Source organism: Cohnella sp. 56, from assembly GCF_037963805.1.
Taxonomy (GTDB): Bacteria; Bacillota; Bacilli; order Paenibacillales; family Paenibacillaceae; genus Cohnella.
Map to the genome: position 1 here is coordinate 1 of NZ_JAZDQE010000017.1, position 14,821 is coordinate 14,821.

Annotated in this window: 14 protein-coding genes; 6 read left to right on the plus strand and 8 right to left on the minus strand. The window is 58.9% G+C overall.

Translation table 11 applies throughout. The annotated features are described in order from the left end of the window. From VQ071_RS23795 to VQ071_RS23805, 3 genes are all read left to right on the plus strand, one after another. A partial coding sequence (locus VQ071_RS23795; RefSeq protein WP_340516738.1) for an S-layer homology domain-containing protein occupies positions 1 to 2,230 on the plus strand: 2,230 nt, incomplete at its 5' end. Between the two features lie 170 nt (positions 2,231 to 2,400). Then, positions 2,401 to 3,126, plus strand: a complete 726-nt coding sequence (locus VQ071_RS23800) for a Cthe_2314 family HEPN domain-containing protein (RefSeq protein WP_340516739.1) — start codon at positions 2,401 to 2,403, stop codon at positions 3,124 to 3,126. A 27-nt stretch (positions 3,127 to 3,153) separates the two neighbouring features. After that, positions 3,154 to 3,936: an SDR family oxidoreductase gene (locus VQ071_RS23805; protein WP_445293333.1), complete on the plus strand. Its 783-nt coding sequence runs from the start codon at positions 3,154 to 3,156 to the stop codon at positions 3,934 to 3,936. A 76-nt stretch (positions 3,937 to 4,012) separates the two neighbouring features. Here VQ071_RS23805 and VQ071_RS23810 read toward each other — a convergent pair whose 3' ends face one another. Next, the gene (locus VQ071_RS23810; RefSeq protein ID WP_090111072.1) at positions 4,013 to 4,261 is read right to left on the minus strand and encodes a NifU family protein; all 249 of its coding nucleotides are present in this window, start codon (positions 4,259 to 4,261) and stop codon (positions 4,013 to 4,015) included. Positions 4,262 to 4,348: 87 nt separating this feature from the next. Between VQ071_RS23810 and VQ071_RS23815 the strand changes: the two genes are divergently transcribed. Further along, positions 4,349 to 4,621, plus strand: a complete 273-nt coding sequence (locus VQ071_RS23815; RefSeq protein ID WP_340516741.1) for a YuzB family protein — start codon at positions 4,349 to 4,351, stop codon at positions 4,619 to 4,621. Positions 4,622 to 4,705: 84 nt separating this feature from the next. Here the strand turns inward: VQ071_RS23815 and VQ071_RS23820 are convergent, their stop codons facing one another. Further along, positions 4,706 to 5,767, minus strand: coding sequence for an NAD(P)/FAD-dependent oxidoreductase (locus VQ071_RS23820; protein ID WP_340516742.1), 1,062 nt, complete (start codon positions 5,765 to 5,767; stop codon positions 4,706 to 4,708). 15 nt (positions 5,768 to 5,782) lie between these two features. Next, entirely contained in the window at positions 5,783 to 6,886 is a 1,104-nt protein-coding gene (gene mqnE / locus VQ071_RS23825; RefSeq protein WP_340516743.1) for an aminofutalosine synthase MqnE, read from the minus strand. 261 nt (positions 6,887 to 7,147) lie between these two features. On the opposite strand from mqnE, the gene VQ071_RS23830 reads away from it, so the two are divergent. Next, positions 7,148 to 7,618: a hypothetical protein gene (locus VQ071_RS23830; protein ID WP_340516744.1), complete on the plus strand. Its 471-nt coding sequence runs from the start codon at positions 7,148 to 7,150 to the stop codon at positions 7,616 to 7,618. A gap of 209 nt (positions 7,619 to 7,827) precedes the next feature. Here the strand turns inward: VQ071_RS23830 and VQ071_RS23835 are convergent, their stop codons facing one another. Beyond that, complete coding sequence (locus VQ071_RS23835) at positions 7,828 to 8,427, minus strand: pentapeptide repeat-containing protein (RefSeq protein WP_340516745.1); 600 nt, start codon at positions 8,425 to 8,427, stop codon at positions 7,828 to 7,830. 156 nt (positions 8,428 to 8,583) lie between these two features. Here VQ071_RS23835 and VQ071_RS23840 point away from each other — a divergent pair, with 156 nt between their 5' ends. Next, entirely contained in the window at positions 8,584 to 8,946 is a 363-nt protein-coding gene (locus VQ071_RS23840) for a HesB/IscA family protein (RefSeq protein ID WP_340516746.1), read from the plus strand. A gap of 293 nt (positions 8,947 to 9,239) precedes the next feature. Here VQ071_RS23840 and VQ071_RS23845 read toward each other — a convergent pair whose 3' ends face one another. The 4 genes from VQ071_RS23845 to VQ071_RS23860 all read right to left on the minus strand — a co-directional run bounded on the left by VQ071_RS23845 (position 9,240) and on the right by VQ071_RS23860 (position 14,654). Further along, on the minus strand, positions 9,240 to 9,779 hold the full coding sequence (locus VQ071_RS23845; protein WP_340516748.1) for an AAA family ATPase: 540 nt from the start codon (positions 9,777 to 9,779) through the stop codon (positions 9,240 to 9,242). Between the two features lie 110 nt (positions 9,780 to 9,889). Continuing rightward, complete coding sequence (locus VQ071_RS23850; protein WP_340516749.1) at positions 9,890 to 10,738, minus strand: copper amine oxidase N-terminal domain-containing protein; 849 nt, start codon at positions 10,736 to 10,738, stop codon at positions 9,890 to 9,892. A 199-nt stretch (positions 10,739 to 10,937) separates the two neighbouring features. Beyond that, positions 10,938 to 11,273 carry a hypothetical protein gene (locus VQ071_RS23855; protein ID WP_340516750.1) on the minus strand — a complete coding sequence of 112 codons (336 nt, stop codon included), beginning with the start codon at positions 11,271 to 11,273 and terminating at the stop codon, positions 10,938 to 10,940. Positions 11,274 to 11,345: 72 nt separating this feature from the next. After that, positions 11,346 to 14,654 carry a DEAD/DEAH box helicase gene (locus VQ071_RS23860; RefSeq protein WP_340516751.1) on the minus strand — a complete coding sequence of 1,103 codons (3,309 nt, stop codon included), beginning with the start codon at positions 14,652 to 14,654 and terminating at the stop codon, positions 11,346 to 11,348. Between the last annotated feature and the right edge of the window lie 167 nt (positions 14,655 to 14,821).

The window sequence follows — 14,821 nt, forward strand, 5'->3', positions numbered from 1 at the left end:
AGCGCCGACGGCGGTCCCAGCGCTTAATGCGAGCGACTTTGGATGGACGTCGGGCGGTACAGTCGGCACGACGCAAACGACGAAGCTGCCGAGCGTAGCTAGCGGTCACACGCTGAAGTACGTCATCTGCGCAGCAGGCGACAAGACGCGCCCGGTAGCAGGCACGAATGCCGAGACGGCAGGCTACACGAACGCGCTGTCCGCGAACAGTGACATCACAGTGACAGCAGATCAACATCTGTTTGTTGCTGAAGTGGATGCGGTCGGCATCATCGTCGGCTGGATCGATGTGACGGTGTCGGAGTCGAACATCAAGCAAGCGCCGACGGCGGTCCCAGCGCTTAATGCGAGCGACTTTGGATGGACGCCGGGCAGCATAGTCGGCACGACGCAGACGACGAAGCTGCCGAGCGTGGCCAGCGGTCACACGCTGAAATACATCGTCGGCGCAGCCGGGGACAAGACGCGTCCGGTAGCGGGTACAAATGCCGAGACGGCAGGCTACACGAACGTACTGACCGCGAACGGCGATATTACAGTAACAGCGGATCAGCATCTGTTCATCGCGGAGGTCGACGCAAGTGGTGTCATCGTAGGCTGGATCGATGTGACAGTGTCGGAATCGAACATCAAGCAAGCGCCTGTGGCGGTGCCGACGCTCAATGCAAGCGACTTTGGATGGATGCCGGGTAGTATAGTCGGCACGACGCAGACGACGAAGCTGCCGAGCGTAGCTAGCGGTCACACGCTGAAGTACGTCGTCGGCGCAGCAGGCGACAAGACGCGCCCGGTAGCGGGCACGAATGCCGAGACGGCAGGCTACACGAACGCACTGACCGCGAACAGTGATATCACAGTGACAGCAGATCAGCATCTGTTTGTTGCTGAAGTGGATGCCAATGGCAACATCGTCGGCTGGATCGATGTGACGGTATCCAGCTCCGCTATACGCGAGGCATACGTTCCTTCCGGTCCTCCGGCAAGTCCGCAGCCAGATTCGAGCACGATCGTACTGGTTAATGGCGCCAGTCAGAGCGGGGTGGCGAATGCTACCGTCACGACGGATGGCTCTAAAAAGTCGACGACGATCAAGCTCGATCCGGCCAAGCTGAACGCGTTGCTGACATCGGTGGCAAACGGCTATGTTCTCACCATTCCGGTCAGCAATGGATCGGCCGCCGTGTCCGGCGAGCTGAATGCGAAGTTGATCCGCGACATGGCGGACAAAGAAGCCGTATTGGAGCTTCGCTCCGGAGGTGTCGGATACCGCTTGCCGGCTAGTCGTATCGACGTTGCCGCGCTGGCCGCTCATTTTGACGCGGAGGTATCTCTGAGCGATATTATTGTCAAGGTCAACATAGAGACGCTGGATCATAATCCGGCGGCGCCAACGAACGGCGTGCGAATCGTAGCACCCGCAGTCGGGTTCACCATTACCGCGACCGTAGGCGGTCAAGACGCCGTCGTCGAGCGCTTCGACGGTTATGTGGAGCGTACGATCGAACTGCCCGAGGGCGTCGACCCGAATCAGATTACGACAGGCGTCGTAATCATGCAGGACGGAACGATATACCATGTGCCGACCAAGATCGTCGTTGAAAATGGCCGATATGTCGCGAAGATCAGCAGCTTGACGAACAGCACGTACTCGGTCGTCTGGCACCCGCTTGCCTTTGCCGATGCAGAGCATCACTGGGCGAAGAACGAGATCAACGACATGGGCTCGCGCCTCGTCGTCAACGGTCTGAACGATTCGACCTTTAATCCGAATGCCGATATCACGCGGGCGGAGTTCGCGGCGATCGTCATTCGCGGGCTTGGTCTCAGACTGGGCGAAGGAACGAGCAAGTTCTCGGATGTCGCGAGTTCGGCCTGGTATGCGGGCGCGGTTCAGACAGCAGCCGAATACGGCCTGATTGCCGGTTATCCGGACGGCACGTTCCGTCCGAACGACAAGCTCACGCGCGAGCAGGCGATGGCGATCGTCGCCAAGGCGATGAAGCTGACGGGCCTCGCCGATTCGGCGGCAACTGCGGATCGCGCTGCATCGCTCAGCGGGTTCGCGGATGCCGGAGCAGTCGGCCAATGGGCGCTTGAAGGCATTGCCAGCGCTGTGGAGGCCGGACTCGTGACCGGCCAGGGCGGCAAGCTGCTGCCCAAGGCCAACGTATCTCGCGCCGAGGTGGCCGTATTGATTCACCGGCTGCTGCAGAAGTCGGATCTGATCTGATTTAAGCCGGCAAGATTTGTTTAAACAAGGCTATCGTCCTTCTCGTCGAGGAGGCGATAGCCTTGTTGACGTTTGCTGTACTCTTGAGCGTGCATTCGTTCGTGCGGTACAATGGAGTGACGGCGATCTGCGCGATTTTTACATAGCCAGCCCGGTTGGAGGATTCATTTATGCTGCGAGCCCTTTTCGGCGAACCCCCCTACGATTGGGGAGGGCCGGTGCGCAATACGATTGATGCCATGGAGCGCTTCGCGCTGTTGATGCAGGAGCAGGGCGAGGGAGATACAGTCGAGGCGGCACGGATCCGCAAGTATCAGATCTGGACGGAGGGTCTGCTGCGCTCGCTGGACGAGCTGGAGTCGAGCCGGTACGCGGCGCTGCGGTTTGCAGGGTTATTGAACAATATCGCATCGTTCGAGGAGATGTCGGACGAGGATCGCTTGAACTATTACAACCATATTTATTTTGACAAAAACGCGTATATCCGGCTGTTCTCCGTTCTCGACAAGCTCGGGACGCTGATGAACGAATATTTGGTGCTCGATACGGAAAATCGGATGGAGAACCACTTCTCCTTCTTCACGGTGCTGCGCAACATGCACCAGAACGGGCTATGTCCGGAGCTGTCCGACAAGCTTGAGGCGCTGTACGAGCCGCGGCGCGAGACGATGGGGCGCCTGCGCAGACGGCGCAACATGGAGATCCATCAGATGAACGCCGAGCTTCAGGACGACCTGCTGCAGGTGCTGAACGTGAAGCGCGAGCAGCCGCATCTGGAAAATATAAGCGAGAACATGGCCGACCTGACCGAAGGCTGGGAACTGGTGTATCTCGCGCTCGCGCTCGTATTCAATCATATGTGCAAAAAGGCGAAGAAACAGGCGCATCACGCATAAGGGGCGATCATGTTGGAGACGTTGAGGCTGGCGGGCAAGACTGCGCTCGTCACGGGCAGCGCCAAAGGACTCGGCAGGCGCACGGCGCTCGAGCTGGCCGGGCTCGGCTGTGACGTGGCGGTGAATTATATGAACAGTCGCGAAGAAGCGCAGCGCGTCTGCGAGGAGATCGAGGCGCTCGGCAGGCGCGCCGTCGCCGTGCAGGCCGACATCGCCAAGGCGGAGGATGCGGAGCGGCTCGTGCGTACCGTGGAGGAACGGCTTGGAGGCGTCGATATTCTCGTCAACAGCGCCGGTCCGTTCATCCGCAAACGCAAGCTGTTCGCCGACTATACGGCCGAAGAGATCACATTTCTGATGAACGGCAATCTGGTCGGTACGATGCATATGGACCTGCAGGTGCTGCCGGGCATGCGCGAACGGGGCTGGGGGCGCATCATCCACTTCGGCTTCGGCCATGCGGCCGAGGCGAGGTCTTGGCCGCATCGCGCCGTCTATGCGGCGGCCAAGGTCGGGCTCGTCTCCTTCACGAAGACGCTGGCCGTCGAGGAGGCCGCCAGCGGCATCACGGTCAATATGATCTGCCCGGGCGACATCCGCGGCAGCTTCAAGGAGAAGGGCATCGCGGACGCGGCCGGCGTGCTGGACGAGGAGTCCCCTCGCGGGCGGCCGGGCACGGGGGAGGATGTCGCGCGCGTGATCGGCTTCCTGTGCCTGCCCGAATCGGACTTCGTGACCGGCAACACGATCGACGTCTCCGGCGGGCTGGACCCGATCAAGAGCAATGTGCGCCGGGCCAAGGACGAGTAGGGATAGAAAAGAAGCCCCGCTCCGCCGGCTGGCAGCCGGACGGGCAGGGCTTCGAACATTCCCGCGGAGCGGAATATTAGAATACTTGGACGACTTCCTCGATGCCTTCGACTTCCTCGAGCAGCGCGCGCTCGATACCGGCCTTCAGCGTGATCGTGGAGCTCGGGCAGCTGCCGCAAGCGCCCATCAGGCGAAGCTTGACGATGCCGTCCTCTACGTCGACCAGTTCGACGTCGCCGCCGTCGCGCTGCAGGAACGGGCGCAGCTTGTCGAGTACTTCGAGCACCTCGTCGTACTTCGTTGCTTCTTGAACGTTGTCACTCACAATCATCCACTCCCTTCTTCAGTTTATTATAATACAAATTGTGCGCAATTAAAACGGATGTCCGTCAGATATCCGGCGGAAAGGAAAATGGCCGTGAATATCGTTGAATTTTGCGTGAGCAATGCCCACCATGGCACCGACGCGCTCATCGAAAAACTCAAAGCGCATCCAGATATCGAGACGATCGAATACGGCTGCCTGGGCAATTGCGGCGAGTGCTACCTGTCCCCGTACGTGATGGTAAACGGAGAGACGGTCGTAGCCGAGACGGCGGAGGCGCTGTACGACGAGATCCTCGCGGCCTTGGGCAGCCAGGAGGAGCACCGCAAGGCGCTCGACAGGCTGCTGGACGACCTGTAACGCACTACAGCCGTTACAGACGGCCCGATATGCCGCGGCAGCGATCGCCTCGCCTGGGGTGCCTCCCGGACGCTCAGCGCCGCCTCAGCCGAAGTGGCGGCGGCTCTTCCAGAGCACGCCGCTCTTCAGCATGCGCGGCACGCGTCCCATGATCGGCGTGTGGCCCATGATGCCGAAGCCGGACTTCTTGCCGAGCGAGCCGAGGGTGCCGCGCAGCTTGATCTTCGGCAGGTGGATGCCCTTGCCGTGCAGCCTCGCGGACAGCACATGCGCGACCTGCTTGCCCTGCGCCTGCGCGAGCTGCGCGCTCGGGGAGAAGGGCTGGCTCGAGCAGTCGCCGATGACGAACACGTTCGGCGCGTCGGGCAGCTCGTGGTATTCGTTCACGACGAGCCGGCCCGCCTTGTCCTTGGCGTATTCGAGCCGCTGGATGAGCTCGACCGGCTGGATGCCCGCGGTCCATACCGTCACGTCCGATGCGATATCGCCGGTCGCGGTATGGATGACGCCTTCGGCGATCGCCTCCGTCGTGATATGCGCCAGCATCTCCACGTTGTGCTCGCGGAACCAGTCCGCGACGAACGCCTGAAGCTTGCCGGGGAAGCCCGACATGACGCTCGGTCCGCGGTCGACGATGCGGATATTGAGGTCGGGCCGGCTCTCGCGCAGCTCTGCGGCCACCTCGACGCCGCTCAGGCCGCCGCCGATGATCGAGACTTGGCCGTACGGCTTGGTGTTGTTCAGCATCTGATATGTTCTGCGGGTCGAGACGAGCGACTGGATGCTGCACGCGAACTCAGCCGCGCCCTCGATGCCGTGATAGTTGTCCGTACAGCCGAGCGCGAGCACCAGATAGTCGTAGCTCAGCGGCTCGCGGTTCGCGAACGAGACGGTCCGGTCGGCCGGCGAGATGCCGGTCACTTCGCCGTATACGATCTCAAGCTGGTCGTGCTTCGGATATTCGACGCGGATGTCCAGATCCGACGAGGTGCCGGCCGCAAGCGCGTAATATTCGGTCTTCAAGCCCTGGAAAGGCATGCGGTCGACCAGCTGAATCCGCGTATCCGAAGGAAGCTTATCCTCTATCAGCTCGTTCACCAGCGTCAGGCCGCCGTAGCCGCCTCCCAGAATAACGATGTTGCTCAAATGAAACGACTCCTTCTATTCGTATACCTTGACTTCGTTGTATAGCGTATCCCGCTCTACGGGAATTCTACCCGCTCCCTTAATGAGCCAAACCAAGTCTTCCCTGGTGATCCCGGCCGGTGTCAGGGCGCCTGCCGCATGGCTGATGCGTTCCTTCACGATCGTGCCGTGCGCATCCGAGGCGCCCATCGTGAGCGCGACCTGCGTGAGCTGGGTGCCGATATTGATAAAGTAAGCCTTGACGTGCTGGAAATTGTCCAGGAGCAGCCGTCCGATCGCGATGGCTCTCAGATCGTCGAAGGCGGAGTTGCGCCTGCGGATGCCCGCCTTGGGACTCGTCGGCTGCATGGACAGCGGGATGAACACCTGGAAGCCGCCCGTCTCGTCCTGCAGCTCGCGCAGCTGGAGCATATGCTGGACGCGCTCCTCGATCGATTCGACCGGGCCGTACAGCATCGTCGTCGGTGTCTTCATGCCGAGCTGGTGCGCGGTGCGGTGAACCTCGAGATACTCCGATATGCCCGCTTTTTCCACGCGCATCTTGTCCCGGTACTGGTCCGACAGAATCTCGGCGCCGCCTCCCGTGAGCGACTCGAGCCCGACGTCCATCAGACGCTGGAGCACCTCGCGGTAGGAGAGACCGGATATGCGGGAGTAAAAGTCGATCTCCGCCGCCGTGTACGCCTTGATCGTAACCTGCGGATAGCGTTCCTTGAGCGAACGGATCGATTCTACGTAGTATTCGAAGGGTACGTGCGGGTTATGTCCGCCGACGATGTGGAATTCTCTGGCCGTAGGCGTGATATGCTGATCGACGTACGCGTACATCTCCTCGGGCGTCAGCGTATATGCGCCTTCCTCTCCCTGATCCTTGCGGAAGCTGCAGAACGCGCAGTGGGATTCGCACACATTGGTGAAGTAGAGACTCATCGTCTCGGTAAAATAAACCTTCTTGCCGTTCTTCTTCAAGTTGACTTCATTGGCAAGCTGGCCGATCGTGAGCAGATCCTCGGACCGGTACAGATGAACGCCGTCTTCAAATGAAAGTCTGGTGCCTGCGCGAACCTTGTCCGCGATCTCCGCCATGCGGCGGTCGGACGGCGTCGTTATGAGTGTCATGGTGGGCATGACCTCCTGGGAATGGGATTGGAGCCGGAGCGGTAAGGCAAGCGATGGACCGGCAAAGTTTGTGAAAAAATGAACATATAAATGCTGAATAAAAACTAAACAACACACTATTAGCATTATAAGCTTCGAATTCTTGCAGGGCAATATCAACAAACAGGTATAATTCATCAGAAAAGTGGGAATGACCTTGAATAATAAACAAATTATGGTACTGTTAGAGAAGATCACTCGAATAAAAGGGAGCTAATAAGAATGACAAAACCCGATGTTCTGCCGCTCCAGCAATTGGAGCAGCTCGAGCAATCCGACATGATCGCGACGTTGCAACAATACCGGGCAACCTATACGATTAAGGATCTGACGCAGGCTTGGGGGCTGAACAACCCCATCCAATATTATATGTGGCTTCGCAAGCACCAGATTTACGATCAGCTCGTGCGCAAGACCGACAAGTTCGAACCGACCAAGGAGTGGAAGCGCACGAGAGACGTCGACGGCGGGGCTTCACTGGAGGATCGCCGGGTCAAAGGCTTGCCTGCGGACCAGTTCCGCTACGGCCTCGACACCGAGTCCTCGGGTCCCGAGCTGGCGATGGTGTTCAGACGGCTGGCCGACTTCCTCAGCAACGAAGCGGGCAGCTTCCGCTGCAGAATCGAGCTGAAGGCCATCCAGATGCCTGCAACGTCCATGAACGAGTGGAAGGAAGAAGAGCCGGGCGCGTGAACGCCCGGCTTTTTGCTGGCATGGGGGCGACGCCGGCCGGCCACGAACACACAGCGGTGCCGGGTGCACGCCAGGCGTCGCCCAAGATTCTCGCCATGTTCGCCGAACCGCACAATACGATGCGGAGCACACCCGTCGGACCTCGCAAACCCGCCGTCATACTCCCCGATCGCACCATATTGGTGCGATGCGCCCTGCCTCGGCCACACTCAATCGTCCACGATCTGGATGTCCATGTTGTATAGCAGCGAAGTCGCTTCGGGCAGCATAAACTTAGCTTTCTGGATTCGATTAAGCATCGGATTGATCGCATAGCCGGCTGCGCGGCGGAAGTCCGCGCCGGTGAGGATCGTGTCTCCGAACAGGCTCTCGCTCAGATCCGTACCGCCGAAGTTCATTTCGGTCAGATCGGCGTCCCTGAAGTCGACGTTTTTGGCCATGCAGTCGGTCATCGTGCATTTGGGCAGCTTCAGGCCGATGAACGTGGAGTGGCTCACCGTGCATTGATCGAAGCTGAGCAGTTCTCGTCCCGCAGTCCTCGGCCAGTCCGCCTCGGTCCAGTTGACGCCGACCACCTTGGACTTGACGAACTTGGCGTCATGGCACTCGCTGTCCGTCAGCTTCACAAAGTTCAAATTGCAGGATTCGAACGCGCAGCCGGAAAACTTGCACCCCCTGAACACGGTATCGCCGAAGTCGCAGTTCCTGAAGGTGCAGTCATAGAAGCGTACGAACGACAGCTCTTCCTTTGCAAAGACCAGGTCTGTAAACGTCTCGTCGTAGTATTCGTCCTCAGTGAACATCCGCATCAAGCTCCGCTCTCTTTGTATGAATTCTAACCTGAGTATACCACAGGCTGCCGGCGCCCGAAGTCGTCGCTCCCCTTGAGAGAACCTGCCGAGAGGAGTATACTGTAATCAGTTCAATCACGGTTATAGATTCGCATAAGTCAGGAGGGACCGTACATGATTCAGATCAGTGAAGCGGCCGGACAGAAGATACAGGAAATGCTCGCAGCCGAGGACAATCAGAGCCTGTTCCTGCGCATCGGCGTGCAGGAGGGCGGTTGCACGGGCTTCTCATACGGAATGGGCTTCGACGACGAGCAGCACGAGACGGACAGCGTCCTCGATATTCAGAGCTTGAAGGTCGTCGTCGACCAGGACAGCGCGAAGTACCTGAACGGCCTGGAGATCGACTGGAAGGAATCGGGCATGGGCGGCGGCTTTACCATTTTTAACCCCAATGCGACCGCAACCTGCGGCTGCGGCTCGAGCTTCCGCACGGCGTCCGACGCAGGCAAGCCTGCCGCGGCTGGCGAGTGCTGATCGCGATAGAAGCGGCAGAGCAGCGTTATCTAAAATAGTTATTGCTTGCGGGTTGCGGATTATGGCCTTCCAAAGCTTGTGTGTTGGCGACAACATACGGTTTTGGGAGGTTTTTTGTTTGCTTGAGAAAAGAGCGGAGGGTTTCATGCCAAACCATGCCAAACGTGCAGAAGCAGCAAGGGAGAGGCCGCCGAAGGAATACTCGAAACATTTTGAATAATTGTTCCTTTGGATGAATGAAAGTTATTCTGAGATGGAATTTATCGATGTAATGGCTGATCAGGTCAGATGAGTTATGCGTTTGATTTCAAATAATCTAAAACAATATCTACTCTTTCTTGGACGGTATGATTCCCTTCAATCTTAATGATCGGACAAGCTAAATCTGCCATCCAATGCAAATGTAAAGCCTTGCTTCTAACCTCTAATCCTGCTTCGTCATAAAGGGATGCCCATTGTAAGAACGATTTAGATTCTTCGTGTTTTTTTCCTCCAGGTAATAATTCATCGCCGTATCTTCGATATTCCCTTGCAAATAGTCGTTGTAATCTTGTTTCCTTGGGTACATACAGAAAAACAACCAAATCAAATTCTGATTTTAATACATCACCCCAACCACAAACAGCTCCAGAAAGAATCCATTGCTTGCACTTTGAAAGGTCGTGTTTTAATAACCGCAGCCTATCCGCTGGCTCCCTTTGTTTAGTGAATTTCTCAATCCAAAAATAATCATCACCATCGAAATTAGCATGAGGTAAATGAAAAGTTAACTCTTTTCCAAGCGTCGTTGCACCTGAACCTGAGGCACCTAAAATATGGATTCTGTTTCTCATGAAAGCCTCCTTTCTAAGTCGTAACGGTTGATGTACGGAACGTTTCCCTTTCGGATGACTGATTTCTTTATCTACGATAGCCGGTATCGGTTGCTTGTAATCTAATTATTTTAGACGACTGTATCACTTATAATCGTCCGAAAACCGTTCATTGTAGCGGTATCGATCAGCCGATTCATGGACTGCTTGGTGGTCTCGCTGATCAAATACCATTCATCTTTAAATACATCATGAATATAAACCTTCGGGAATCCTGATAATTGTTCAGCCGGAAAAGTTGGGATTAAAGAATAGACATCAAAACGGCTTACGCTTTTCCCTTTTTGGTCCAGAAAATCATATTGAGCATCTTTATAATACGACCCAAGGACGTCAATGGTGAGGTTCCAAGAGTAGTTTGCGGGCGCCTCGACCTTTTCACCTTTGTTTTTAACAAAAGTATTATAAATGTTTTCGATATAAACATTTCCCTTAATTTGCTGAACTACCCCGCCCATCGTCATATGGAATTCTTGTTGCAATGATTTTACTTGTACACCGTCTATGAACAACGGTTCAGTATCGACGGTTACGATAGAGTTGCTGTAATTGACCTTGCATCCAAACGTCTCTGCAATAAAACGAAGCGGAACGAAAATGCGACTATCTTTAATGTACGGCTTTACATCGAGCGGCATCTTTTCACCGTTCTTCTCCGCTGTACTACTGTCCAGTGACAATGTTGCTTTCATACCGTCCTTAGCGACAATAACTGTGGAATTGGACCATTCGACGCTTGCTCCCAAGTTTTCGCCGATAACCCGTAGCGGCACCATTGCACGTTTGTTTTTCATTTCGGGCTTCACATCAGAGACAATTGCAACGCCGTCAATTTTGATTTGAAGTTCTGCTGCATAGGCGGTTGATGATGTGGTAAATAAGAGGGCTGCAAGCAGCACCCCAAAGAATGCTTTTTTCATAAATGATGGCTCCCTTTTAGTTAGCTTGATCAACGGCAACTCAATCCCATATTAAGACGCAAGTGGATAATATTTGTTGCGTTTTGCATGACTTCTTGGGAATTTACGTATTTTCTGAATATTGACGAAAAAAACCTCCCGGCTCGTGGCGCGTCTTGCGCTGCGATTTCGGGAGGCTTTTTGACGTCGGGCAAAAGTATTATGCAATAGGTGGAATCTCCCGTCTAACAGGGATGAACGCATACAGTGCGACGAAGAGTATAAACCAGGTCCATAAGCTCGGCACGCCTGCGAGGCCCAGATAAAGTCCGACCGGCAGGGAGACGTAAAAAGCGGCCCACTTGAGCCATTTGCTGCGGACAAGATAAGCGACGATCGCAGCGAGCGCGGGGAGCGTCAGCCACAAATGGATGATCCTGATCGTGGAAGCCTCAAGTGGAGGCGTATCGGTCCCAGCCGTATATGGATTCGCGTATATGAACACCATGGCCAGCGCGATCGTGCAGACCGGCGCCGCCACCGACAGCTTGCGCATGCGCACACTCCCCTTCGTGTAGGCAGCCGCGTTCGCCACGGCCGCCTCGCTTCATCTGCTTAGGCTCAAGCCTCATGCTTGACCGATCGAGAGCAGCTCCCGGATGTCCTGCTCCGTGAGCGCGGACAGCGCCTCCTGGCCTGGCTGGATGACCTCGTCGATCAAATGCAGCTTGCGCTGCTGCAGCTCGGCCATCTTGTCCTCCACGGTGCCCTGCGCGACCAGACGGATGACCTGCACGGCGCGCTGCTGGCCGATGCGGTGGACGCGGTCCGCGGCCTGCTGCTCGACGGCCGGGTTCCACCACAGGTCGTACAGGATGACCGTGTCGGCCCCCGTCAGATTAAGTCCCGTGCCGCCCGCCTTGAGCGAGGCGAGGAACAGCTCGCGCTCGCCGGCGTTGAATCTGTCGCACAGCGCGACCCGCTCGGCGGCAGGCGTATCCCCGTCCAGATAAAAATGCGTCACGCCCCGCGCGCCCAGCTCGCGGCGAATGAGCGCCAGCATGGACGTAAACTGGGAAAAGACGAGCGCCCGCCGGCCCGCAGCGCGGCAATCCTCGAGCAGCTCAAGCAGCTGCTCGAGCTTGGCGGAGCCGCCTGCGTAGCCTTCGACGAACAGCGCCGGATGGCAGCACAGCTGGCGCAGCCGCGTGATGCCGGCCAGAATCTGAATCCGGTTGCGGTTGAAGGTCTCCTTGTCCAGATGCTTCAAGGCTTCGCTCCTGAGCTTCGCCAAGTAAGCCGCGTACAGCTTCTTCTGCGCAGGCAGCAGCTCGGAGGCGATGACCGATTCGATCTTGTCCGGCAGCTCGCGCAGCACGTCGGACTTCAGCCGCCGCAGCACGAACGGGCGGATGCGGTCCGACACCTCCTCGCGGGACAGCTCCGAGAACGCCCGGCGTCCCGGGAACAAGCCGGGGAAGACGGCGGCTGCGATCGAGCGGAGCTCGTCAAGCGCATTCTCGATCGGCGTGCCGGTCAGCGCGAACCGGTAATCCGCCGCGATGCGCCTCGCGGCCTGGGCCGTCTGCGTCGATTCGTTCTTGACGGCCTGGGCCTCGTCGAGGATGAGCGTATGGAAGGCGATGCCCGCATACTGCTGGATATCCCTGCGCAGCAGCGGGTACGAGACGATGACCGCGTCCACGCCCGCCAGCGCGGCCAGCGTCTCGGCGCGCTCCTGCCGGGCGCCGTCGGCAATCCGGACGCGCATTCCCGGCGCGAATCTGCGCAGCTCGCTCAGCCAGTTGTACATGAGCGAGGCGGGGCAGACGATCAGCGCAGGCTGGCCGCGCTCACGCATGACCGGCAGCATCGAAGTCAGGAAGGCAATCGTCTGCACGGTCTTGCCGAGCCCCATGTCGTCCGCGAGAATGCCGCCGAAGCGGTAGTAGGCCAGCGTCCGCATCCACTGATAGCCGTACAGCTGGTAATCTCTCAGCGTACCGCTCAGCTCCGCCGGGACGGCGAAGTCCAGCTGATCCGGATGGCGCAGATTGTCGACCAGCTCCCGCAGGCGGCGACTCTGCTTCACGACGCCGTCCTCCCGGTCGAGCAGATGCAGACCGCGGACGAGCGGCAAGCGCAGCATGCCGTCCTTGAGCTCCGAGGGCAGCATCCCGGTCGCGGCGAGCAGCCGGTTGATCTCCGCGAAGTCCCGGCCGTCCAGCGGGACGAATGCGCCGCTCGCCATCCGGTAGTAGGCGCGCTTCTCCTCAAGCGACTTGAGGAGCGCGCGGATCTCCGCTTCGGGGATGCCCGAGATGTCGAACTTGAATGTGAGCCAGTCGGTCCGCTCGTCCCTATCGGCCGAGATCTTGGCGACGACAGGCTCCGGCAGCAGACGGACGCGCACGGCGGACGTCGCGTAGACGGAGAGCAGCGGCTCCAGCAGCGGGACGATCCGGTGCAGGAACTCGAACTCGCCTTCCTCATCGCTCATGACATAGCCGGACTCGGTGCGGACGAAGGCGCTGCCGTCCATCAGGTCGAGGATGCGGCGCTCGCGCTCGCTGTCCCGCACCAGAATGCGGTCCTCGCCGCCCGCCCGTCTGGCGCTCGCATCCTCGAGCGGGTTGATCGTGACGCCCCCGTAATGGAACTCCAGTCCGGCCAGCAGCCGGTCCCGGACCCGGTCCAGGTACAGCTTGGCCGCGAGCGGCTCCTGGACGATGGCTTCGGAGACGGCGGAGGCGATCCGGACGCTGCCGAGCTTCAGGAGGCCCGGCACGACTCGCTCCATGAAGTCGCTCGTCTGCGTCTTCGGTATGCGCATCGTGCCGTCCCCTGAAGCGGGCAGCAGCTGCTTCAGCCGGGCGAGCCGTTCGCAGGCTGCGGGAGGCAGCTTGATCAGCCCGCTCCCGGTCAGGGCGAGACCGTGCGCTTCGAGTACGACCAGCGCGTCCAGTCCCTGGACGCCGAGCGTACAGCCTCCGCCGCCGTCGGGATCGAAGTCGACCTCGTAGCGCACGGGCAGCGGACCGTCGGACAGCGGCACGCCTGGCAGCACACGGTCGCCCGCCTCCAGATAGACGACCGGCGCCGCGGCCAGCAGCGGGTGCAGCGTCTCCCATGCGGCGGGCGGGAGCGGCAGCAGCCGCTCGCTGCCGGCGGAGCTGGAGCCGGGCCCGGAGCCGGGTGCGAATGCCGGGCGTGCGCTCGTCAGATCGCCGCGATGGATGCGGATCAGCGCCTGGACGACCGCATCGTCCGCTTCGGCGAAGCAGTGCCGCTCGGGATCGTAGACGAAGGTCGGACCGATGGCATGAGATTGTCCGCGTGCGACGCTGTCCAGCCAGCCGCCGATCCGCCTGACCGCATAGGTGCGGGCGCCGAGTCCGATCCGCAGCTCCAGGCCGAGCGAACGGCGGCCGTCGCGATCGTCGATCGCCCGGCAGACGAATTCGGCGGTCAGCCGGTCCCGCGTCTCGAACCGTTGGCGGGCGCCGCTGCGGGCAGGAGGGCGATCCTCGAACAGGCCGATCATACGAGCGGCGAGCGCCTCGTCGCTCGTATGATCGGCAGCGGTGTACGCGCCGGGACCGTCTTGGCTACCCGCGCCGGCGATGTCGGGCGCTCTGTTCGCGCGGCGGTAATCCATCAGCTTGAGCAGCGCGGCCGCGATATGGTTGCAATACTTGGCGTACGAAGCGAGCGAAGGGCAGGTGCAGGAGGCGCTGATATCGCCTGCGGGAGACAGACGGATCGACGCGTCGTAGCTGCCTTTTCCGCCGCCTGCTACAGTGGCTTCATATTCGCCGGATGCGGGCGCGTACCGGGTAAAGGTGACTTTGCCGGCACGGGCGTATGCTTCGCCGCTCTCAAAGGCGAGTTTGCCGCACAGCAATTTGACGTTCTGGCGCGTGAGTTGAGCGCTCATCGGCGTGATTCCTCCGGAAGCTGGATTGCATCTATGGAAAACATCAGATGTAATCATGATACCAGAATAGTCGCCGCTTCGGGACGGGAAGGCGCGGTGCCAGTGCTGCGGGAGAAGCTGTGTATAACACTATCCACATCATGCACAGTGGCAGAGCAGTGTTTTGA